General features: G+C 66.0%; 21 protein-coding genes and 1 riboswitch. Of the genes, 16 read left to right on the forward strand and 5 right to left on the reverse strand.

Annotated features, from left to right (window positions below; genetic code table 11):
* Nucleotides 1–927: SEL1-like repeat protein (locus GTP90_RS28070; protein WP_161086603.1), on the forward strand; the 927-nt coding region annotated here is incomplete at its 5' end.
* Nucleotides 928–933: 6 nt separating this feature from the next.
* Here the strand turns inward: GTP90_RS28070 and dapF are convergent.
* The 3 genes from dapF to GTP90_RS28085 are packed head-to-tail and all read right to left on the reverse strand — an operon-like array spanning nt 934 to nt 3,549.
* A complete protein-coding gene (gene dapF, locus GTP90_RS28075; protein ID WP_161086604.1) occupies nt 934–1,797 on the reverse strand; it encodes a diaminopimelate epimerase in 864 nt (287 codons plus the stop codon).
* Between the two features lie 13 nt (nt 1,798–1,810).
* Complete coding sequence (locus tag GTP90_RS28080) at nt 1,811–2,689, reverse strand: LpxL/LpxP family acyltransferase (RefSeq protein WP_161086605.1); 879 nt, start codon at nt 2,687–2,689, stop codon at nt 1,811–1,813.
* Nucleotides 2,686–3,549 (reverse strand): lysophospholipid acyltransferase family protein, encoded by an 864-nt coding sequence (locus tag GTP90_RS28085; RefSeq protein WP_161086606.1) that lies wholly within the window; start codon nt 3,547–3,549, stop codon nt 2,686–2,688. Before GTP90_RS28085 ends, GTP90_RS28080 begins: the two co-directional genes overlap by 4 nt.
* 194 nt (nt 3,550–3,743) lie before the next feature.
* On the opposite strand from GTP90_RS28085, the gene metK reads away from it, so the two are divergent.
* Complete coding sequence (metK, locus tag GTP90_RS28090) at nt 3,744–4,910, forward strand: methionine adenosyltransferase (RefSeq protein ID WP_161086607.1); 1,167 nt, start codon at nt 3,744–3,746, stop codon at nt 4,908–4,910.
* 151 nt (nt 4,911–5,061) lie between these two features.
* On the opposite strand, the gene GTP90_RS28095 is transcribed toward metK, so the two are convergent.
* Nucleotides 5,062–5,574 (reverse strand): hypothetical protein, encoded by a 513-nt coding sequence (locus tag GTP90_RS28095; RefSeq protein ID WP_161086608.1) that lies wholly within the window; start codon nt 5,572–5,574, stop codon nt 5,062–5,064.
* 109 nt (nt 5,575–5,683) lie between these two features.
* A riboswitch (S-adenosyl-L-homocysteine riboswitch) is annotated at nt 5,684–5,752 on the forward strand.
* Between the two features lie 26 nt (nt 5,753–5,778).
* Between GTP90_RS28095 and ahcY the strand changes: the two genes are divergently transcribed.
* From ahcY to metF, 3 genes are all read left to right on the forward strand, one after another.
* A complete protein-coding gene (gene ahcY, locus GTP90_RS28100) occupies nt 5,779–7,206 on the forward strand; it encodes an adenosylhomocysteinase (RefSeq protein ID WP_161086609.1) in 1,428 nt (475 codons plus the stop codon).
* Nucleotides 7,207–7,282: 76 nt separating this feature from the next.
* On the forward strand, nt 7,283–7,633 hold the full coding sequence (locus GTP90_RS28105; protein WP_117012654.1) for a phage holin family protein: 351 nt from the start codon (nt 7,283–7,285) through the stop codon (nt 7,631–7,633).
* Nucleotides 7,626–8,453, forward strand: coding sequence for a methylenetetrahydrofolate reductase [NAD(P)H] (metF, locus tag GTP90_RS28110; RefSeq protein ID WP_161086610.1), 828 nt, complete (start codon nt 7,626–7,628; stop codon nt 8,451–8,453). The genes GTP90_RS28105 and metF overlap by 8 nt, the downstream gene beginning before the upstream one ends.
* 1 nt (nt 8,454) lies before the next feature.
* Here the strand turns inward: metF and GTP90_RS28115 are convergent, their stop codons facing one another.
* Nucleotides 8,455–9,045 (reverse strand): 5-formyltetrahydrofolate cyclo-ligase, encoded by a 591-nt coding sequence (locus GTP90_RS28115; protein ID WP_254452087.1) that lies wholly within the window; start codon nt 9,043–9,045, stop codon nt 8,455–8,457.
* Between the two features lie 89 nt (nt 9,046–9,134).
* On the opposite strand from GTP90_RS28115, the gene GTP90_RS28120 reads away from it, so the two are divergent.
* The 11 genes from GTP90_RS28120 to dsbD all read left to right on the forward strand — a co-directional run bounded on the left by GTP90_RS28120 (nt 9,135) and on the right by dsbD (nt 21,020).
* The gene (locus GTP90_RS28120; protein WP_254452088.1) at nt 9,135–11,060 is read left to right on the forward strand and encodes a lytic transglycosylase domain-containing protein; all 1,926 of its coding nucleotides are present in this window, start codon (nt 9,135–9,137) and stop codon (nt 11,058–11,060) included.
* A 38-nt stretch (nt 11,061–11,098) separates the two neighbouring features.
* Nucleotides 11,099–11,815 (forward strand): glutathione S-transferase family protein, encoded by a 717-nt coding sequence (locus GTP90_RS28125; RefSeq protein WP_161086612.1) that lies wholly within the window; start codon nt 11,099–11,101, stop codon nt 11,813–11,815.
* A 5-nt stretch (nt 11,816–11,820) separates the two neighbouring features.
* A complete protein-coding gene (locus GTP90_RS28130) occupies nt 11,821–13,089 on the forward strand; it encodes a multifunctional CCA addition/repair protein (protein WP_161086613.1) in 1,269 nt (422 codons plus the stop codon).
* Nucleotides 13,086–13,763, forward strand: a complete 678-nt coding sequence (locus tag GTP90_RS28135; RefSeq protein ID WP_161086614.1) for a GNAT family N-acetyltransferase — start codon at nt 13,086–13,088, stop codon at nt 13,761–13,763. Before GTP90_RS28130 ends, GTP90_RS28135 begins: the two co-directional genes overlap by 4 nt.
* 86 nt (nt 13,764–13,849) lie before the next feature.
* On the forward strand, nt 13,850–14,227 hold the full coding sequence (gene mrtJ / locus GTP90_RS28140) for a JDVT-CTERM system glutamic-type intramembrane protease MrtJ (protein WP_371875141.1): 378 nt from the start codon (nt 13,850–13,852) through the stop codon (nt 14,225–14,227).
* 20 nt (nt 14,228–14,247) lie between these two features.
* Nucleotides 14,248–16,389 (forward strand): choice-of-anchor D domain-containing protein, encoded by a 2,142-nt coding sequence (locus GTP90_RS28145; protein ID WP_161086615.1) that lies wholly within the window; start codon nt 14,248–14,250, stop codon nt 16,387–16,389.
* Nucleotide 16,390: 1 nt separating this feature from the next.
* Complete coding sequence (locus GTP90_RS28150) at nt 16,391–16,885, forward strand: TlpA family protein disulfide reductase (RefSeq protein WP_161086616.1); 495 nt, start codon at nt 16,391–16,393, stop codon at nt 16,883–16,885.
* Nucleotides 16,882–17,097 (forward strand): DUF4266 domain-containing protein, encoded by a 216-nt coding sequence (locus GTP90_RS28155; RefSeq protein WP_161086617.1) that lies wholly within the window; start codon nt 16,882–16,884, stop codon nt 17,095–17,097. The genes GTP90_RS28150 and GTP90_RS28155 overlap by 4 nt, the downstream gene beginning before the upstream one ends.
* Nucleotides 17,098–17,105: 8 nt before the next feature.
* The gene (locus GTP90_RS28160) at nt 17,106–18,248 is read left to right on the forward strand and encodes a DUF3570 domain-containing protein (protein WP_161086618.1); all 1,143 of its coding nucleotides are present in this window, start codon (nt 17,106–17,108) and stop codon (nt 18,246–18,248) included.
* 7 nt (nt 18,249–18,255) lie between these two features.
* Nucleotides 18,256–19,152 (forward strand): FAD:protein FMN transferase, encoded by an 897-nt coding sequence (locus GTP90_RS28165; RefSeq protein WP_161086619.1) that lies wholly within the window; start codon nt 18,256–18,258, stop codon nt 19,150–19,152.
* Nucleotides 19,153–19,163: 11 nt separating this feature from the next.
* The gene (gene dsbD, locus GTP90_RS28170; protein WP_254452089.1) at nt 19,164–21,020 is read left to right on the forward strand and encodes a protein-disulfide reductase DsbD; all 1,857 of its coding nucleotides are present in this window, start codon (nt 19,164–19,166) and stop codon (nt 21,018–21,020) included.
* Nucleotides 21,021–21,039 lie beyond the last annotated feature (19 nt).

Consider the following 21,039-nt stretch of genomic DNA (forward strand, 5'->3'; position numbering starts at 1 on the left):
GACGCCGAGGCGGCCCGGGCGGTCGACTGGCCGCTCAAGCCGGTCCAGCTGACGCTGCTGGCGCGCTGCGCCGCGCTGCTCGACGAGGAGGCCGGCCGCCACGCCGAGTTCCGCGACGAACTGCATCATTGCCGCGAACTGGCCGCCCACGGCGGCGACCGCCAGGCCCAGCTGGCGCTGGGCTTGTGGTTTGCCCGCATGGATGGCGACGGCCGGCGCCAAGCCAACGGCATCGCCGCCGTCAATTTCAAGCGCGCCATACGCTGGCTCACGCAAGCGGGCGAGCAGGGCCTGGCCGACGCCTGGTACGCGCTGTCGCGCATTTATCTGAAACCGGAATTTTCCCAGCGCTGCGTGGCCGAGGCCCAGGGCTACCTGGAGCGGGCGGCCGACATGGGCCACTGCGCCGCGCAGCTGGAATGCGGCATGTACGCCTGGCGCAACCGCCGCGCCGACGAGCACAGCGACGTGCGCGCGGCCTACTGGCTGCAGAAGGCCGCGGCCCAGGGCTGCGACGAAGCCGAGGTGGCGCTGGCGCGCATCGGCGCGGCGCCCAAGGAGTCGGACTGGGCCGAAGCCATCCTGCGCCACATGTCGCGCGAGGCGCTGGAAAGCCAGCCGCTGCTGGCGGCACGGCTGACCCTGGCCCAGTTGTTCGGCCTGAGCCGGGCGGAAGCGTTGTTGCTGGATGTGAAAGCGGCCGACCAGGGCCATTGCCTGGTGGTGGATATCCGCGCCAGCTACGGCCGCAGCAAGCGGCGCCTGGTGTTGCTGCGCACCGCGCGCGAGCGGCAGGCGCTGGACCGCATCGGCCGTCTGTTCGAGAATCTCGACAACGGCCCGGACGGGCTGGAAGGCAACTACCGCCAGCGCCTGTACCGGCTCAAGACCTGGCTGCCGGGCACCGACGAGCGGTTGGCGGCCTGAGCCAGTTTAAATCTCTATCTCACCCTCGAACACCGTCACGGCAGGCCCGGTCAGCCATACCGGCTGGCCCACGCCCGCCCAACTGATCGACAACTGGCCGCCGCGCGCATCGACGCGCACCGGGCTGTCGAGCAGGCCGCGGCGGATGCCGGCCACCACGGCCGCGCACGAGCCGGTGCCGCAGGCCAGCGTCTCGCCCACGCCGCGCTCGAACACGCGCAGCTTGATGTGGTGGCGGCCGACGATCTGCATGAAGCCGGCATTGACCCGGTTCGGGAAGCGCGCATGGTGCTCGATCAGCGGCCCGGTCAGCTCGACCGGCGCGGCGTCGACGTCGTCGACGATCTGCACCGCGTGCGGATTGCCCATCGATACCACCGAGATCAGCACGCTCTCGCGCGCACCACCCAGTTCCAGCACCAGCGGCCACAGCGTGTCGTCGCCCTGGCGCTCGCCGTGCAGGCCCTCGGCGTCGAACGGCACGCGCTGCGGTTCCAGCACCGGCGCGCCCATGTCCACCGTGATGCTGCCGTCCAGCTCCAGGCGCGGCGCGATCACGCCAGCCTTGGTCTGCACCGTGATGCTGCGCTGCGCGGTCAGGCCTTTTTCCGCGACGAACTTGACGAAGGCGCGCGAACCGTTGCCGCACTGCTCGACCTCGCCGCCGTCGGCATTGAAGATGCGGTAGCGGAAATCGCAGCCCGGCTCGGTGGGTTTTTCCACCAGCAGGATCTGGTCGGCGCCCACGCCGAAGCGGCGGTCGCCCAGCAATTGCCATTGCGCGGGCGAGAAGTCGATGTGCTGGTTGATGCCGTCGATGACCACGAAGTCATTGCCGGCGCCGTGCATTTTGGTGAATTTGAGTTTCATCTGCTGCCTGTGTTTACTTGGAACGCTGGTACAGCGAAGCTTCGCCGTTCGGGCGCGTCTTGAACCGTTTGTGCGTCCAGAAATATTCAGCCGGGGCTTCGCGCACGCGTTCCTCGATGAACTCGTTCATGCGGCGGGTGGCGGCAACCATGTCGGGACCAGGGTAATTGTCCCACACTGGATAGAATTTCACACGCCAGCCCTGGTAATCGGGCAGGAAGGTGGCGATCACCGGCATCACCTGGGCGCCGGTGGTGGCGGCGATGCGGGCGGTGGCGGTCAGCGTGGCGGCCTCGATGCCGAAGAAGGGCACGAACTCGGCGTCCTTCTCGCCGAAGTCCATGTCCGGCAGCATGAAGTAGGGCAGCTTGTCGCGCAGCGCCCGCAGGATGGGCTTGATGCCGTCCTGGCGGGTGAACAGCTTGACCGGCTTGAAGCGGGCGCGGCCGGCGCGCAGCACCCGGTCAAAGGCGGCGTTCTTTTGCTGCACATACATCGACGAGGCGCTGGCCACCATGGCGATCGAGGCGCCGGCCACGTCCAGGCACACAAAGTGCGGACACAGCAGGATGGTCGGCTTGGACGTCATTTCCTCCACCGGCACCGGACCCGGCTCCACCTTGATCAGGCGCTTCAGCCTTTCCTCCGACGCCCACCACAGGATGCCGCGCTCCCAGACGCTGCGCGAATAGGCCTGGAAGTGGCGGCGGCCGATGGCGGTGCGCTCGGCCTCGCTCAGCTCCGGCATGCACAGGCGCAGATTGGTCAGCGTGATGTGGCGGCGCGAGCGCATCACCACGAACAGCAGGCTGCCGACGGCGTCGCCAAAGCGGCCCAGCACCGGCAGCGGCAGCCAGTGCAGCAGCCACATGATTCCCAACAGCAGCTTCATGCCTGTTCTCCCGCCGTTGGCGCCGCACCTGGCGCGTCTATGCCGGCCGGCACCTTGTAGCGGTTGTAGCTCCAGAAATACTGGCTCGGGCTGCGCGCGATCAGGCGCTCCATGGCGTGGTTGATGGCCTGCGCCTGCTCGGCGGCGCCGCCCTCCAGTGTGCCGTCGAAGGGCACGAAGCGGATCACATAGCCTTTGCCGCCCGGCAGCCGCTCGGCGTAGGTGACGATGATGGTGGCGTCGCCCAGCTGCGCCAGCTTGGCGGGCAGCGTCATGGTGTAGGCGGCGCGGCCGAAGAAGGTGGCCCACACGCCTTCGCCTTCCTGCGGCACCTGGTCCGGCAGCAGGCCGATCGGCTTGCCCTTCTTCAGGCACTTGGCCAGCATGCGCACGCCGGACATATTGGCCGGCGCTAGCAGCAGGTTGTCGCGCGCGCGGGCGCCCTCGATCAGTGGCTTCAGCGCGGCCTTTTTCGGCGGCCGGTACATCACCATCAGTTCGGTGCGCAGCGCGATTTCCTGCGCGACGATTTCAAAGCAGCCCAGGTGCGGCGTGAGGAACAAGATGCCGCGGCCGGCGTCCAGCTCGGCCTGGACGATGGCCCAGTTCTCGTCCGTCGCACGGCGCGACACCCGCGCCGGATCGGCGCACCAGATGAAGGGCAGCTCGACGATGCTCTTGCCCGCCTCGGCGATGGCGGCCGACAGGTGCGCGGAATACCCTGCCTGCGCCATGTTGTCGCGCATGCGGCGGCGGTAGGATGGTGAGCTCAGGTAGACCAGCCAGCCCAGTGCCGCGCCCAGGGCGTGTAAAAATGGCAAGGGGAAGATGGAGAGGAAGCGAAAAATGGGTACAAGCATGAGTAATTGTTCTAGTAGAAGGTGCTCTTGGCCGCGTTGCCATGCCAAAATTTTTTAAGAAGCGTAAAATACCACGTATGCAGTATCCGCTGAGTTAACAGACAACTTGCGAAGCGGAATATAAATGTCGCTAAAGCGTCGCAAGCCGTATTGGTTAGCGACAAAACATTCTTAACCAATCACAGGAGCTTGCGATGTCAAATGATTATCTTTTTACTTCCGAATCCGTCTCGGAAGGCCACCCGGACAAGGTCGCCGACCAGATTTCCGATGCGATTCTGGACGCCATCCTGACCCAGGACCCGAAAGCCCGCGTTGCCGCTGAAACCTTGTGCAACACCGGCCTGGTGGTGCTGGCCGGCGAGATTACCACGTTCGCCAACGTTGATTATATTCAAGTCGCGCGCGAGACCATCAAACGCATCGGCTACGACAACACCGACTACGGCATCGACTACAAGGGTTGCGCCGTGCTGGTGGCCTATGACAAACAGTCGCCGGACATCGCCCAGGGCGTGGACGAAGGCGCGGGGATTGATCTCGATCAAGGCGCCGGCGACCAGGGCCTGATGTTCGGCTACGCCTGCGACGAGACTGCGGAACTGATGCCGGCGGCGATCCACTACGCGCACCGCCTGGTCGAGCGCCAGTCGCAGCTGCGCAAGGACGGCCGCCTGCCATGGCTGCGCCCGGATGCCAAATCGCAAGTCACGCTGCGCTACGTCAACGGCCGTCCGGTGGCGGTGGACACCGTCGTGCTGTCGACCCAGCACGCGCCGGAAATGCAGCACAAGCAGATCGAGGAAGCGGTGATCGAGGAGATCATCAAGCAGGTGCTGCCGCGCGAGTGGCTGGTGGACACCAAATACCTGGTCAATCCGACCGGCCGTTTCGTCATCGGCGGCCCGCAGGGCGACTGCGGCCTGACCGGCCGCAAGATCATCGTCGACACCTACGGCGGCGCCAGCCCGCACGGCGGCGGCGCGTTCTCCGGCAAGGATCCTACGAAGGTGGACCGTTCGGCCGCCTACGCCGCCCGCTACGTGGCCAAGAACGTAGTGGCCGCCGGCCTGGCGCGCCAGTGCCAGGTGCAGGTCAGCTACGCGATCGGCGTGGCGCGTCCGATCAACATCACGGTCTACACCGAAGGCACGGGCGTGATCCCGGACGACAAGATCGCCGCGCTGGTGATGGAGCATTTCGACCTGCGTCCGAAAGGCATCGTGCAGATGCTGGACCTGCTGCGTCCGATCTACGCCAAGACCGCCGCCTACGGCCACTTCGGCCGCGAAGAGCCGGAATTCACGTGGGAGCGCACCGACAAGGCCGCCATCCTGCGCGCCGCGGCCGGCCTGAAGTAATCGCCGCCGCCTGAATCCCAACGCCCCGGCCTGCGCCAGCAGCCGGGGCGTTGTGCTATTTGGGCCGTTGCGGCGGCGGCGGCGGCGGATTGGGGGGCAGATATTTTTCGCGTTGGTTTTTGGTGTTCATGCTGTTCTCCTGATCGCCCAGCTAGTCGGCGCGTAACATGGTATTCAATTTCTGCTGAATCTTTGCCCGCAGGCGTTCCGTCAGCAGCATATCGTATGGGAAATCGCCCAGTTCGACCCGGTATCGGCCGTGTAGCAAGAGCAATTTCTTTTCAAATTCGGCGACGGGAAACTCGGCGTTGATTTTCATTCGGATAATTAACGACCCGATGTCGTTGGTCAGGGCGGTCAACTCGGTTACCGCCGTCGCATGGATTTTGAGCCGCTTGGCAACCGATAGTTCTTTAGACAGGATGGCGAGCAGGGCGCTGCCGGACGTAAACAGCGGCCATAGAAAAGTATAGTCCGCGTTTTTCCAGAATACGAGGCCGGTGAGCGCCGCGCCGCCCGACGAAATCGCCACGGCGATTTTGGTCACGCTGTCCAGCCACGTCCAGCGCGCCAGCAGCGCCGCTTCGAGCTCCTCGGTGTAGCTGGTGTTGTACAGCAAATGGTGGGCTTCGTTCCAGATTGCATCGCGCGGGTCGATCGCCATGGCGTACTCCGGCTAAAAAGACCACTATAGGCCGCCAGCCCAAGCTTCATTTGCGCGCCCTCAAGCTGGAATTTCTTGCGCTAGTCGTGCCCAACGGTGCTAAAATGCGCCTTCCGAGGAGCGTTGCGACGAATCATGAATTCGCCAGGCTCGGAGTCCCAAACCGCGCTCACGTTACTTTTTTCAACTTGAAAGGAGGGCGTGATGAACGCCGTACTCAAATCCGCACAAGACTACCTGGTCGCCGACATCTCCCTGGCCGCCTGGGGCGACAAAGAAATCAAGATTGCCGAAACCGAAATGCCTGGCCTGATGGCCATCCGTGAGGAATTCGCCGCATCGCAGCCGCTCAAGGGCGCGCGCATCACCGGTTCGCTGCACATGACCATCCAGACCGCCGTGCTGATCCAGACGCTGGAAGCGCTGGGCGCCAAGGTCCGTTGGGCTTCGTGCAACATCTACTCGACCCAGGACCACGCCGCCGCCGCCATCGCCGCCGCCGGCACCCCGGTGTTCGCCATCAAGGGCGAAACCCTGGACGAATACTGGGACTACACCCACCGCATCTTCGAATGGCCTGCCGACGCTTCGGGCAACGCGGTCTACTCGAACATGATCCTCGACGACGGCGGCGACGCCACGCTGCTGCTGCACCTGGGCGCGCGCGCTGAAAAAGACATCTCCGTGCTGGCCGCGCCAGGCTCGGAAGAAGAGATCTGCCTGTTCAACGCCATCAAGGCCCACCTGGCGATCGACCCGGCCTGGTACTCCAAGCGCCTGCCGCACATCCTGGGCGTGACCGAGGAAACCACCACCGGCGTGCACCGCCTGTACCAGATGCATAAAGAAGGCAAGCTGGCCTTCCCGGCGATCAACGTCAACGACTCCGTCACCAAGTCCAAGTTCGACAACCTGTACGGCTGCCGCGAATCGCTGGTCGACGGCATCAAGCGCGCCACCGACGTGATGATCGCCGGTAAGGTCGCCGTGATCGCCGGCTACGGCGACGTCGGCAAGGGCTCGGCCCAGGCCATGCGCGCGCTGTCGGCACAGGTATGGGTCACCGAAATCGATCCGATCTGCGCGTTGCAGGCCGCGATGGAAGGCTACCGCGTCGTGACCATGGACTACGCCGCCGAACACGGCGACATCTTCGTCACCTGCACCGGCAACTACCACATCCTGACCGAGAAGCACATGCTGGCCATGAAGGACCAGGCCATCGTCTGCAACATCGGCCACTTCGACAACGAGATCGACGTCGCCGCGCTGAAGAAATACACCTGGGAGAACATCAAGCCACAGGTCGACCACGTGATTTTCCCATCGGGCAAGCGCATCATCCTGCTGGCCGAAGGCCGCCTGGTCAACCTGGGTTGCGGCACCGGCCATCCGTCGTACGTGATGTCGTCGTCGTTCGCCAACCAGACCATCGCCCAGATCGAGCTGTACGCCAACACCGCCAAGTATCCGGTCGGCGTGTACGTGCTGCCGAAGCACCTGGACGAAAAAGTGGCGCGCCTGCAGTTGAAGAAACTGAACGCGCAGCTGACCGTGCTGACCGAAGAGCAAGCGGCCTACATCGGCGTGACGCAGGAAGGTCCGTACAAGCCTGACCACTACCGTTACTAATCTGCCGGCATGAAGCGGGGCCGGCCAGTCGCCGGCCCCGTTTTTATCCAGTCCTTTTTTGCAGCGAGCTCATCTTATGCGTTTGGTCCTTACCTGGTTAATCAATGCAATTGCCTTGCTGGCAGTTCCCTACCTGATGCATTCCGTCGATGTCACAAGCATAGGCGCAGCCCTCGTCGCGGCTCTTGTACTGGGCCTGGTCAACACGCTGATACGCCCTGTGCTGTTGTTGCTGACGCTGCCCGTGACCGTGGTGTCGCTGGGCCTGTTCATCTTCATCATCAACGGCTTCATGTTCTGGCTGGTCGCCCAATGGGTGGACGGCTTCCACGTCGACAGCTTCGCGTCGGCGATCGGTGGCGCATTGTTGTACAGCGTGATTTCCTGGGCCCTGTCTACCTTACTTTTGAAGACGTCAGATGGCTAATCATAATTTCAGTATCGAGTTCTTTCCGCCGAAGACGGCGGAGGGCGCGGAAAAGCTGCGCGTCACGCGCGCCAAGCTGTCCGAGCTCAAGCCCAAGTATTTTTCCGTGACCTTCGGCGCCGGCGGCAGCACGCAGCGCGGCACGCTCGACACCGTGGTGGAAATCCTCGCCGCCGGTGAAGACGCCGCGCCGCACCTGTCCTGCGTGGGCGGCACGCGCGAATCGATCCGCGAGATCCTCACGGAATTCAAGGCGCACAACATCAAGCGCATCGTCGCGCTGCGCGGCGACCTGCCGAGCGGCTACGGCGCGGCCGGCGAGTTCCGCTACGCGAACGAGCTGGTGGAGTTCATCCGCCAGGAGACCGGCGAATGGTTCCACATCGAAGTGGCGGCCTACCCGGAAGTGCACCCGCAGGCCAAGTCGCCGCAGGACGACCTGCTGGCGTTCGAGCGCAAGATCAAGGCCGGCGCCAACGCCGCCATCACCCAGTACTTCTACAACGCCGACGCCTACTTCCAGTTCGTCGAGCAGACCCGCAAGATCGGCATCGACGTGCCCATCGTGGCCGGCATCATGCCGATCACGAACTACACGCAGCTGATGCGCTTCTCGGACATGTGCGGCGCCGAGATCCCGCGCTGGGTGCGATTGAAGCTGGCCAGCTTCGGCGACGACAGCGCCTCGATCAAGGCCTTCGGCCTGGACGTGGTGACCGCGTTGTGCGAACGCCTGCTGGCGGGCGGCGCGCCCGGCCTGCACTTCTACAGCATGAACCAGGCAGCGGCCACCACCGCGCTGTGGCAGCGGCTAGTTTAGTTTATTCGGTGACGATGCGGTCCAGCGCCACATCGTGGCCGTCGCTGTCGAACCGCACCTGCAGGCACTGGTAAGCGATACCCAGTGTCTGCGGGCGCGGCGAGCGCGCCAGCGTGCGGTCGTAGAAACCGCCGCCATAACCCAGCCGGTAGCCCTCCGGACTGAATCCCAGGCACGGCACCAGCAGCGCCGGCGGATACGCCTCCTGCAGGCGCAGGTCGGCCGGCACCGCCACCCCCATCGCATCCTTGACCATCGCCTCGCCGATGCGCCACTCGGCGAATTCCAGCGCCGCGTGTTTTTCCACCACCACCGGCAGCAGCAGCCGCGCGCCCAGGAGCGCCAGTTCCGCGTACGCCGCATGCAGGTCCGGCTCGTCGCGCAGCGGCCAGTACACGCCCAGCGCCGCCGGCCGCGCCGCCTTCCACCAATCGACCACCTGCGCGCCGATCGCATGGTCCCAGGCCGCCCGCGTGGTGGCGTCCAGCGCGCGCCGCGCGGTCAGCAATTGCTTGCGTAAATCGGCTTTTTGCAGAGCTACCGGGGCTGGTGGTTCAGTCGCGGCGCGTGGTATTCTAGGGTCGCTGGTCATAGGTTCAGATTTTCAAGACTTTAGAGAGTTGCACATTGATTTCCGCTTTAAAATGGATTGCCGGCGCCGCCGCCTTTGCTGCCGTGGCCATGACCTCCCTGGCCCACGCCGACGACCTTGGCGATGATGGCCGCCGGGCGGACGACTCCTTCCTGCTGCTGCGCGACGCCGTGCGCCAGGACGACGCATCCAAGGCCGATTTCTACGCCGCCCGCCTGGGCGATTATTCCATTCCGTCCTACGTTGAATATTATCGGCTGAAACCGCGCCTGAAGGATGCCTCGTACGCGGAAATCCGCGATTTCATGAAACGCTACGAAGGCCAGGCCATCGTCGACCGCCTGCGCAACGACTGGCTGCTGGACCTGGGCCGCAAGCGCGACTGGGCCACCTTCGATGAGCAGCTGCCGCTGTTCGTGCTGAACGACGACACCCAGGTCAAATGCTACGCGCTGCAATCGCGCGCGCTCAAGGGCCAGAAGGTGGCCGGCGAGGCGCGCGAACTGCTCACCGCGCCGAACGGCTACGGCGAGCCATGCGCGGGCCTGATCGCCACGCTGTACCAGGCCGGCCAGTTCAACGCGGACGACCTGTATGCACAACTGCGCCTGTCCGGTGAATTCAACGCCACCGGCCAGGCGCGCCGCATCGTCGCGCTGTTGGGCGGGAACGAGAAGAAGGCCGTGCAGGCGGTCGACCTGCCGGCCATCGCGCTGGCCAAGGGCGTGGGCAGCGGCCGCGTCGAGCACGAAATCTACATCGTCGCCATCGGCCGCATGGCCAAGACCAGCACCAAGCTGGCGGTGCTGGCGCTGAACAAGGCCGCGTCCAAAATGAGCCCGCAGGAACAGCAGGAGGCATGGGCCGCGGTGGCGCTGCAATCGTCGTACTCGCTGGCGCCGGAGACCGGCGAATACTGGCAGAAGTCGAACGGCGCCGCGCTGTCGATCGACCAGCTTCAATGGAAGACCCGCATCGCGCTGCGCAACGGCGACTGGAAGCAGGTGGAGAAGAATATCCGCGCCATGCCTGCGTCGCTGCGCGCCGATCCGGCCTGGGTCTACTGGCTGGGCCGCGCGTTGATGGCGCAAGCGGGTTCCATCCAGGCCACCGGCGAAGCGATGCAGCTGTTCCGCAGCATCTCGGACCAGTCCAACTTCTACGGCCTGCTGGCGCTGGAGGAAACCGGCAAGCTGATTACGATCCCGCTGCCAGGCCTGCCGATCACGCAGGCCGAGATCGCGCCCATCGCCGCCAATCCCAACTTCCAGCGCGCCTTGAAGTTCTTCGGCATGCGCCTGCGCTTCGAAGGCACGCGTGAATGGAACTGGGGCCTGCGCGGCCTGAGCGAACGCGAACACCTGGCCGCCGCCGAATTCGCGCGCCAGAACAATATCCTCGACCGCATGGTCAACACCTCGGACCGCACCCGCATCCAGGTCGACTACACGCAACGCTACCCGTCGCCGCACATCGACATCATGCACCCGACCACGCAGACGCTGGGCCTGGACAAGGCCTGGGTCTACGGCCTGATACGGCAAGAGTCGCGCTTCATCATGGACGCGCAGTCGCACGTCGGCGCCTCGGGCCTGATGCAGGTGATGCCGTCCACCGGCCGCTGGGTGGCCAAGAAGATCGGCCTGACCGACTTCGCACAGGAGATGTTGAGCGACGTGCGCACCAACATCCTGCTGGGCGCGAACTACCTGAACATGGTGCTCGGGAACATGGACGGCTCGCAGGTGCTGGCCACCGCCGCCTACAACGCCGGGCCTGGGCGCCTGCGCTCGTGGCGCTCCACGCTGACCAAGCCGATGGACAGCGCGGTCTTCATCGAGTCGATCCCGTTCGTCGAAACCCGCACCTATGTCAAGAACGTGATGTCGAACACCACCTACTACGCGGCGCTGTTCGAGGGCCGGCCGCAATCGTTGAAGGCGCGCCTGGGCACCGTCGCGCCGCGCGGCTACACCGAACAGGAACAGCAGGAGTCGAGCTTCGGCTCGCGCTGACTCATATACCTGAACCATACAACCACCTTGGACGCATCATGCAGACCACACAACTAGATCCCAGCCTGTCGCAAACCCTGGCCGCCGCGCGCGAGCCTGGCCTGACGCTTGTCATCGGCAACAAGAACTACTCGTCGTGGTCGATGCGGCCGTGGGTGGCGATGACCGCCTTCGGCATCCCGTTCCAGGAAGTGCGCGTGCTGCTCGACCAGGACGATACCGCCAACCGCATCTGCGGCTACTCGGCCAGCGGCCGCGTGCCGGTGCTGCTGGCCGGCGAGATGACGATCTGGGACAGCCTGGCGATCTGCGAATACCTCGCCGAACAGTTCCAGGAGCTGCACCTGTGGCCGCAGGACGTGGCCGCGCGCGCGATGGCGCGTTCGGTCTGCGCCGAGATGCACGCCGGCTTCAGCGACCTGCGCACCTCGATGTCGATGAACATCCGCGCCAGCTATCCGGGCAAGGGTCGCACCAACGGCACCCAGGCCGACATCGGCCGCATCAGCGAGATCTGGGAGGAATGCCTGTCGCGCTTTGGCCACCACCAGTTCCTGTTCGGTGACTTCTCCATTGCCGACGCCTACTACGCGCCGGTGGTGCTGCGCTTCCGCACCTACGGGGTGTCGCTGGCGCCGGCGCTGGACGCCTACTGCCAGCGCGTGCTGGCCCATCCCGCCGTGGCCCGCTGGGTCGAGGAGGCGATGGCCGAAACCGAAACGGCGCCCAAGCACGACGCCGAAATGCCGGACTGACGACCATGCGGATTTATGTCGTCGGCGGCGCGGTGCGCGATGAACTGCTTGGCCTGCCCGTCAAGGACCACGACCACGTTGTCGTCGGCGCCACGCCGGACGACATGCTGGCCAAGGGCTTCCGCCCGGTCGGCAAGGACTTCCCGGTGTTCCTGCATCCGAAGACGCAGGAGGAATACGCGCTGGCCCGCACCGAGCGCAAGACCGCGCCCGGCTACAAGGGCTTCGTGTTCCACACCTCGCCCGACGTCACGCTGGAAGACGATCTGGTACGGCGCGACCTGACCATCAACGCCATCGCCCGCGCCGACGACGGCACGCTCACCGACCCTTATGGCGGCAGGCGCGACCTGGAGCAGCGCATCTTCCGCCACGTCTCCGACGCGTTCGCCGAGGACCCGGTGCGCATCCTGCGCGTGGCCCGCTTCGCCGCCCGCTTCAGCGACTTCCGCGTGGCGCCCGAAACCAATGCGCTGATGCGCCAGATGGTGGAGCTGGGCGAAGTCGACGCGCTGGTGCCGGAACGCGTGTGGCAGGAACTGTCGCGCGGCCTGATGGAGGCCAAGCCCTCGCGCATGCTGGAAGTGCTGCGCGATTGCGGCGCGCTGGCGCGCATCCTGCCGGAGCTGGACGTATTGTGGGGCGTGCCGCAGCCGGAAAAGTGGCACCCCGAAATCGACACCGGCACCCACATGCTGCAGGTGATCGACTGCGCGGCGGAAGCTGGCCACGAACTGGCCACGCGCTTCGCCTGCCTGATGCACGACTTGGGCAAGGGCGCCACGCCGCCGGAAAACTGGCCCGCGCACCACGGCCACGAAGGCCTGGGCGTCAAGCTGGTGGAGCAGGTGTGCAAACGCCTCAAGGTGCCGACCGAATGCCGCGACCTGGCGGTGATGACGGCGCGTGAACACGGCAACGTGGGCCGTGCCCTGCAGCTGCGGTCCAACACCATCGTCACCCTGCTCGAGCGCTGCGACGCCTTCCGCAAGCCGGCGCGCTTCTCGCAGATGCTGCTGGCGACCGAATGCGATGCGCGTGGCCGCATCGGCCCGAACGCCAGCTTCCGCGATGCACCGTTCCCGCAACTGGCGCATCTGGAGACGGCGCTGGCGGCCGCGCGCGGCGTCAACGCCGGCGAGATCGCCCAGGCCAGCACGGCCAACCCACAGCGCATCCCGGAGCTGGTCCACCGCGCGCGGGTGACGGCGGTGAAGGTGGCGCTGCGTGCCGGCGAGGACGATGACGACGACGGGGCTGCGGCGGAGATATGAGCTCGATCGACCTTTTCCAGAACCCGCTGCGCCGCTGGGGCAAGCACAAGGACGGCAAGCGCCGTCCGACGGTTCTTGTGAAGGAGCTGCGCGAACGTGACCGGCGCCGCATGGTCAAGCACTTCCTCGACCTGGAAAACAGCGACCGCCTGCTGCGCTTCGGCACCGTGCTACCGGACGAGCAGGTGGCCAACTACGTCAACCGCATCGATTTTTCGCGCGACATGGTATTCGGCGTGTACAACCGCGTGTTCAGGCTGGTGGCGGTCGGCCACCTGGCCTTCGCGCCGCGCGACGAATCGAAGAGCGCCGTCACCGAGAAGGAACGGGTGGCGGAGTTCGGCGTGTCGGTCAGCCGCTCTGCGCGTGGGCTGGGCATCGGCTCCAAGCTGTTCGAGCGCGCAGCCATCCATTGCCGCAACGACGATGTCGATACCTTATATATGCACTGCCTGTCGTCCAACAAGACGATGATGCACATCGCGAAAAAAGCCGGCATGGAAATCCATCGCGACTACGGCGAGGCGGACGCCTATCTGAAACTGCCACCGGCCAATCCGGCCAGCGTGCTGCAGGAAGCGCTGGACGAGCAATTCGCCACGCTGGACTACACCCTCAAAGCCAACAAGCGCATCGCCGCGAAATGGCTCGACCGCCTGCGCGGCCGAAAATAAATCTCCCTTCGTTAGAACCTTTGCTGCGCGGCCGGGTATGAACGGTCGGACAAGATACGCAACCGGCAGCAAAACCACCACATCCCGTGTCGTCGATTACTCATTTTTGCAGCTCGCAGTTGCAGGCGCCGGACCTTGCCGTCTGCCTTCGCCTGCTGCTGCTCTCGCCCGCGCTGGAGGAATGCGTGGTCAGGGCAGGGCTGCAGGAGTGGATGACGCGCCAGCTGGCGGCCAGTAACGGCGGCCTGCCTTTGGCGCGGGGCGGGCCAGTGCTGGTGTCGACGGCGGTTTTCGGCTTGCTGCACATAGGCTCCGGCTGGCAGCACGCGCTGGCGGTACTGGCGCCCGGACTGGCGCTGGCGCTGCTTTACCAGCGCACCCGAAGCTGGACCTGGTGCGCCCTGGCGCACAGCGGCATGAATGCCTTTGCGATCTCTGTCTGCGAATTACAGATCAATTTTTAGATCAACTTCAGGAGAATGTGATGACAGGCTTGTTAGCAAAGGTGTTCCGGCTTCGGTGGACTGCGGTCCTGCTGGTCGGTGTGATGGGGCAGGGCGCCAACGCGGCCGATGCGCTGAACGGCAAAAGCCTGTATTTGAACGGACCGGTGTCCGGCGGCGCCACGTGCGCCTCGTGCCACACCGCCTCGCCGGCGAATAACGTCAACGGTATCCTGGCGGCGGCCAACCAGCCGTCCGTGATCCAGAACGCCATCGCCACCAACAAGGGCGGCATGGGTAGCCTGTTCAACGGCAAATTCAGCGCGGCGGAGCTGGCCGACCTGGCGGCCTTCATCGGCAACCCTAACGTGGTGGCCGCGCCGGCAGCCTCGCTGGCGCCGGCCAGCCTGACCTTCAGCGGCACCAGCATCGGCCAGACGGCCGGCCCGCTGTCCGCCACCTTGAGCAATACCGGCAACGCCGCGCTCAACATCGGCACCATTTCCCTCAGCGGCGCGGCGGCGGGCGACTTCAGCGTCGCCGGTGGCAGCTGCGCCAATGGCGGCGCGGTCGCGGCGGGCGCCAGCTGCACCGTGCAGGCCAGCTTCAAGCCGACGGCGGCCGGCGCACGCGCGGCTTCGCTCACCATCACCCACAACGCGACGGGCGGCAGCAGCGTCGTCGCGCTGAGCGGTACCGGTAACGCCACGCCGCAGGCCACCATCGCCCTGTCGGCGGCCAGCGTCAATTTCGGCACGCTGCTGACGGGATCTCCTTCCGCCGTGTCGATGATCACCGTCAGTAACAGCGGGCAGGCCGCGCTGAGCTTCAGCTCCATCGCGCTGGGCGGCGCCAACGCCGGCATCTTCACGCTGGGCGGCACCTGTGCCGTCGCCACGCCGGTGCCTGCGGCAGGCAGCTGCACAGTGACGCTGCAGGCATCGCCAGTGGCTGCGGGCGCGTTCTCCGCTAGCCTGGCGCTGGCTTCCAACGCCTCCAACGGCAACGCCACGGTGGGCCTGTCGGGAACCGCCGCCACGCCGGCGCCGGCTTTGACCGCCACGCCGTCGGCCATCGCCTTCGGCACGCAGACCATCGGCGCGGCAGCGGTGGCGCAGACGGTCAAGCTGGCCAACACCGGCAATGTCGTCATCACCTTCAACAAGATCGGCTTGGGCGCCGGCGGCGCGGCCAGTATCAGCCTGGGCGCCAGCGATTGCGGCGCCACCCTGGCCGTGGGCGGCAGCTGCTCGGTGCCTGTGCGTTTCGCGCCGGCGGCGGAAGGCGCCGCGTCGGCCACACTGGCGGTGACCTCGAACGCGGCTGCGCTGCAAGTCGGCATCACCGGCGCCGGCACCAAGCAGGCCACGGCGACCCCGGTGCTGTCCGAAGCCGGTCCTATCGTCTTCGCCGACACGCAAGTGGGCAGCAGCGCCACGGTGCATACGACCACGCTATCCAACAGCGGCAACGCTTCGTTGGCCATCGCCACGCTGACGCTGGGCGGCAATCAGCCTGGTGACTTCGTCCTTGGCGGCACTTGCGTTGCCGGCGCCGCTGTCGCTCCGGGTTCCAGCTGCACGCTGACCACCGCGTTCAAGCCAGTCGCCGCCGGTGCTCGCAGCGCCGACCTGCTGCTGGTGACGGACGGCGGCGCGCAGTTCCACCTGGCCTTGAGCGGCAACGGTGTGGCGGTTGTCATCACCGCGCCATCGCTGACGATAGCGCCGCAGAGTTTTGACTACGGCGCGGTCGTCATCGGCAGCGCTGCGCCTACCCGCCGCTTCACGCTGACCAACAGCGGCGCCGCCGCGGTCACGCTGGCCAGCGCCACCTACACCGGCCCGTTCGCCGCCGTGGCGGACAGCACCGGTTGCGCGGCCTTCCCTGTCACGCTGGCGCCAGGCGCCTCGTGCGACCTGGTGGTGAGCTACACGCCGGCCAACGCTGGCGCCAGCACCGGCAGCGTGGCCCTGCAGTCCAGCGTGGCCGGCAGCAGCTGGACCATCGCGCTGAGCGGCCAAGGCACGGCTGCGGCCAGCAACGCCGCGCCGGTGAACAAGGGCGGTGGCGGTTGCTCGGCCTCGGACGATGTCAACGATCCGATGATGGTGTTCCTGATTATCGCGGCGGCGATTGCCATCGGCTGGCGCCGTCGTCAAACCAAGCGCATTGGAGGCTGACATGAAACCGATATCGATCGCATTGCTGATGGCCGTCGCATTCGGCGCGGCCCCGGCCTGGGCGCTGGAGAAGGGCGCCGCCGCGCCGCAGTTCGACCTGCAAGGGGTGGAGGGCGCGGTGAAGCTGGCCAAGCTGCAGGGCAAGGTGGTGTATGTGGACTTCTGGGCCTCGTGGTGCGGCCCGTGCCGCCAGTCCTTCCCGTGGATGAACGAGATGCAGGCCAAGTATGGCGCGAAGGGTTTGCAGATCGTCGGCGTCAACGTCGACGCCAACAGCGCCGATGCGCGCCAGTTCCTGACGACGACGCCGGCGCGCTTCGCCATCGGCTTCGACCCGCAAGGCGCCACGCCGCGCAGCTACGGCATCAAGGGCATGCCGAGCAGCGTGTTGATCGGCCCGGACGGCAAGGTGCTGCTGGAGCATTCGGGCTTCCGCGAGGCCGACCGCGCCGAATTGGAAAGCAAGATCCAGAACGCACTGGGAGCCGTGAAATGAAGGCGCTGCTGTTGATCGCACTGGCGGCGGGATTGTCCGGCTGCGCTTCGCTGGGCAATGTGCAGCCCTGGGAGAAGGGCACGCTGGCGCGCTCCGAGATGACCTTCGGCGACGGCCATATGTTCACACGCTTCGACGACCATATCTACACCAGCCGCGAGGCCTCGTCCGGCGGCGCCGGTGTGGGTGGCGGCGGATGCGGTTGCAATTGAGGACCACCATGACAAGTAACGAAGACAAGGCATCCGGTCGCGGCCTGGCCGCCTCCATCATGACGGCGGCGCTAATGCTGCCGGGCGTGCACGCGCATGCCGAAACGCCGCCGGCCAACGGCACCATCACGCTGGGCTATTTGAACTACAAGGACAGCCAGTCCGGCCTTGACCGCGTCACGGTGCATTCGCCGTCGGTGTCGATCACGGCGCCGGTGGCGGGCGTGTGGAACATCGGCGCTTCGGTGGTGTCGGACGATGTGTCGGGCGCCTCGCCGCGCTACCACACGGCCATCTCGGGCGCCTCGCGCATGCAGGACCACCGCACGGCGGGTGACGTCTCGGCCACGCGCTATTTCGAACGCGGCACGGTGACGGCGGGCGTGGCGTACTCGAACGAGCACGATTACCTGTCGCGCGCCTTGTCGCTGCAGGGCAGCCTGGAAAGCGAGAGCAAGAACACCACGTGGACCGTCGGTATCGGCCATGCGGATGACCACATTAATCCGGTCAACAAGATCGTCAGCAACGAGAAGAAGCGCAGCACCAGCCTGCTGCTGGGCGTGACGCAGGTGCTGACCACCAGCGATATCGCCCAGCTGACGCTGACGCACAGCCAGGGCGAGGGCTATTTCTCCGATCCATACAAGGCGTTCGACAACCGCCCGCGCAGCCGCGACGAGACCACCTTGCTGGCGCGCTGGAACCATCACCTGGCCTCGACCGGCGGCACCAGCCGGCTGTCCTACCGCTACTACCGCGACAGCTTCGGAGTACGCGGGCATACGCTGGGCGCCGAATATGTACAGCCGCTGTCGCAGGGCTGGACCGTGACGCCGGAGGCGCGGCTGTATTCGCAGAGCGCGGCCAGCTTCTACTACGATCCGCTCTACGACGCGAAGCTGGGTGCACCGTTCCCGCCGGGTTACAACGGCACCTGCTATATGACGGCCGACCAGCGCCTGTCCGGCTTCGGCGCGGTGACGCTGGGCCTGAAAGTCAGCAAGCAGCTGGACAAGCTGTGGTCCGTCGACGTGAAGGCGTCGGTGTACCAGCAGCGCGGCAGCTGGCGCCTGTTCCACGAAGGCAGTCCGGGGCTGGATGCGTTGCGGGCGCAGACGGTGCAGATAGCGATCAACCGGCAGTGGTAGAAGCAGAATGGTAGACGCAATACATCGCACCATGTTCCAGGCGATGGCCAGCCGCTGCGAGCTGCGGTTCGCAGCGCCGGACGCGCACACGGCGGCGCTGCTCGCGCAGCGCGCCATGGACGAGGTGCTGCGTATCGAAACCAAGTATTCGCGCTACCGGCCGGACAGCATCGTCTCGCGCATCAACGCGGCGGCGGGCAGGGAGGCGGTGCATTGCGATCCCGAGACCATGTCGCTGCTGGGCTATGCGGCGGCGCTGCACGGCGCCAGCGAGGGGCTGTTCGACATCACCTCCGGCGTGCTGCGGCGGGCCTGGGATTTTCGCCAGCCCAGGGTGCCGGGCAAGGAGGTCCTGGAGCCCTTGCTGGCGCTGGTCGGCTGGGACAAGGTGGACTGCGGCGCGGAGGACATCTATCTGCGCCAGGCCGGCATGGAGATCGATTTCGGCGGCTTCGGCAAGGAGTATGCGGCCGACCGCGCGGCGGCGCTGCTGGCCGATGCGGGTGTGCGGCATGGCTATGTGAACCTGGGCGGCGACATGCGCTTCATCGGCCCGCGCCTGAACGGGCGGCCGTGGAGCATCGGCATCCAGGATCCGCGCGATCCGGACAGCGTGGTGGCGAGTATCCCGGTCAGCCACGGGGCGCTGGCCACCAGCGGCGATTATGAGCGCTACTTCGAGCTCGATGGGCAGCGCTACTGCCACATCCTCGATCCGCGCGACGGCATGCCGGTGCGGTACTGGCGCTCGGTGAGCGTGCTGGCGCCGATGGCGACCGCCGCCGGCAGCTGTTCCACCATCGCAATGCTGAAGCAGCAGGATGGTCTGAATTTTTTGAATGCGTCCGATATGGGGTATCTGGCCGTGAACGATCAGGGGCAGATGCTGTTCAGGGATGTTTGAATAGGATGGATATGATGAATAATTGGATGACGCGCCTCATGGCGTTGATAGTGGCGGTGCTGGCGCTGGCCACCGGCGCGCGGGCGGATAATTTTCTGGAGCCGGAGCAGGCGTTCCAGCTGAAGGGTGAACTGGTCGATGCGCATACGGTGCGGCTGTCGTGGGCGATCGCGCCGGGCTATCACCTGTACCGTGACCGTTTGAGTTTCAAGTCCGACGGCACGCAGCTTGCCGCACCGTCGCTGCCGGCGGGGCTGCGCAAGTTCGATTCCAACTTCAACAAGGAGATGGAGACTTACCAGGACAAGCTGGTGGTTAATCTGCCAGTGACGGCGGCTGCGGCGTTCACGCTGCAGGTGGGTTATCAGGGGTGTGCGGATGCGGGCCTGTGCTATTCGCCGGCGACGCAGAGCTATCGCGTCGATCCGTCCACGCCGGGCAAGCTGGTGGCGGTTGATGCACCGTCCGCGGATGCGCCGGCCGCCGCCAGCACCGCCGCACCCGCCTCCGCAACCGCGCCGGCTGCCGCGCCGGCCGCGGAGGCGACCGCCCCAGTCCACGAAGACGACAGCTCCCTCGCCCAGCGCACGCTGCAAAGCGGCAGCGCGTGGCGTATCGGGATGGTCTTCCTGGTCTTCGGCCTGCTGTTGTCGTTCACGCCGTGCGTGCTGCCGATGGTGCCCATCCTGTCCTCGATCATCGTGGGCGAGGGTGTGGTGTCGCGGGGACGCGGCTTCTCGCTGGCGCTGGCGTATTGCCTGGGTATGGCGCTGGTCTACACCTCGCTCGGCGTGGGCGCGGGCCTGGCTGGCGAAGGTCTGGCCGGTGCGCTGCAAAAGCCATGGGTGCTGCTGACGTTCGGCGCGCTGCTGGTTGGCCTGGCGCTGTCGATGTTCGACGTCTACCAGCTGCAGCTGCCGAGCGCCCTGCAAAGCCGCTTGAGCGCGACCAGCGGCAACATGGGCGGCGGCCGGTATGCCGGCGTGTTCGCGATGGGCGCCTTGTCGGCCTTGATCGTCGGTCCATGCGTGGCCGGCCCGCTGGCTGGCGCGCTGCTCTACATCAGCCAGACGCGCAACGCCTGGACCGGCGGCTGGGCCTTGTTCTCGATGGCGGTCGGCATGAGCGTACCGCTGCTGCTGACCGGTATCTCGGCCGGCAGCCTGCTGCCGCGTGCTGGCGCGTGGATGAACGGCGTGAAGAAGATTTTCGGCATGCTGCTGATCGCGGTCGCGATCTGGATGGTGACGCCGGTGTTCCCGGTGCCGGTGATGATGGCGCTGTGGGGCGTGTTCGCGCTGCTGTGCGCAGTGTTCCTGCATGTGTTCGAGCCGCTGCCAGCGTCACGCGGCGCCGGCCTGGGCGCATATGTCGGCAAGACCCTGGGGCTGGCGTTCCTGCTCGCCGGACTGTTTGAACTGGCGGGCGCCGCCAGCTCCGGCCGCGACGTGCTGCAACCGCTGGGCCACCTGGGCCTCGCCCGCGCGGAAGGCGCCGCGCCGGCCGGCGACGAAATCCGCTTCAGCCGCATCAAGACCGTGGCCGAACTGGATCAGGTGCTGGCTTCCAGCACCACGCCGGTGATGCTGGACTTCTACGCCGACTGGTGCGTGTCCTGCAAGGAGATGGAGCGCTTCACCTTCTCCAAGCCGGCCGTCAGCGGCAAGTTGAAGCAGGTGCGTTTGATCCAGGTGGACGTCACCGCCAACAGCGCCGACGACAAGGCCTTGATGAAGCGTTTCGGCCTGTTCGGGCCACCGGGCATCATCCTCTTCAACGGCGGCAAGGAGATCCCGAACAGCCGCGTGATCGGCTTCCTGGCGGCGGAGCCCTTCGTCCAGCACCTGAGCCGCCACCTCACTTCCTGAGCCATGGGTGCCGGCGCCA

Origin of the sequence: Duganella vulcania (assembly GCF_009857655.1) — a bacterium.
Classification (GTDB): Bacteria; Pseudomonadota; Gammaproteobacteria; order Burkholderiales; family Burkholderiaceae_D; genus Rugamonas; species Rugamonas vulcania.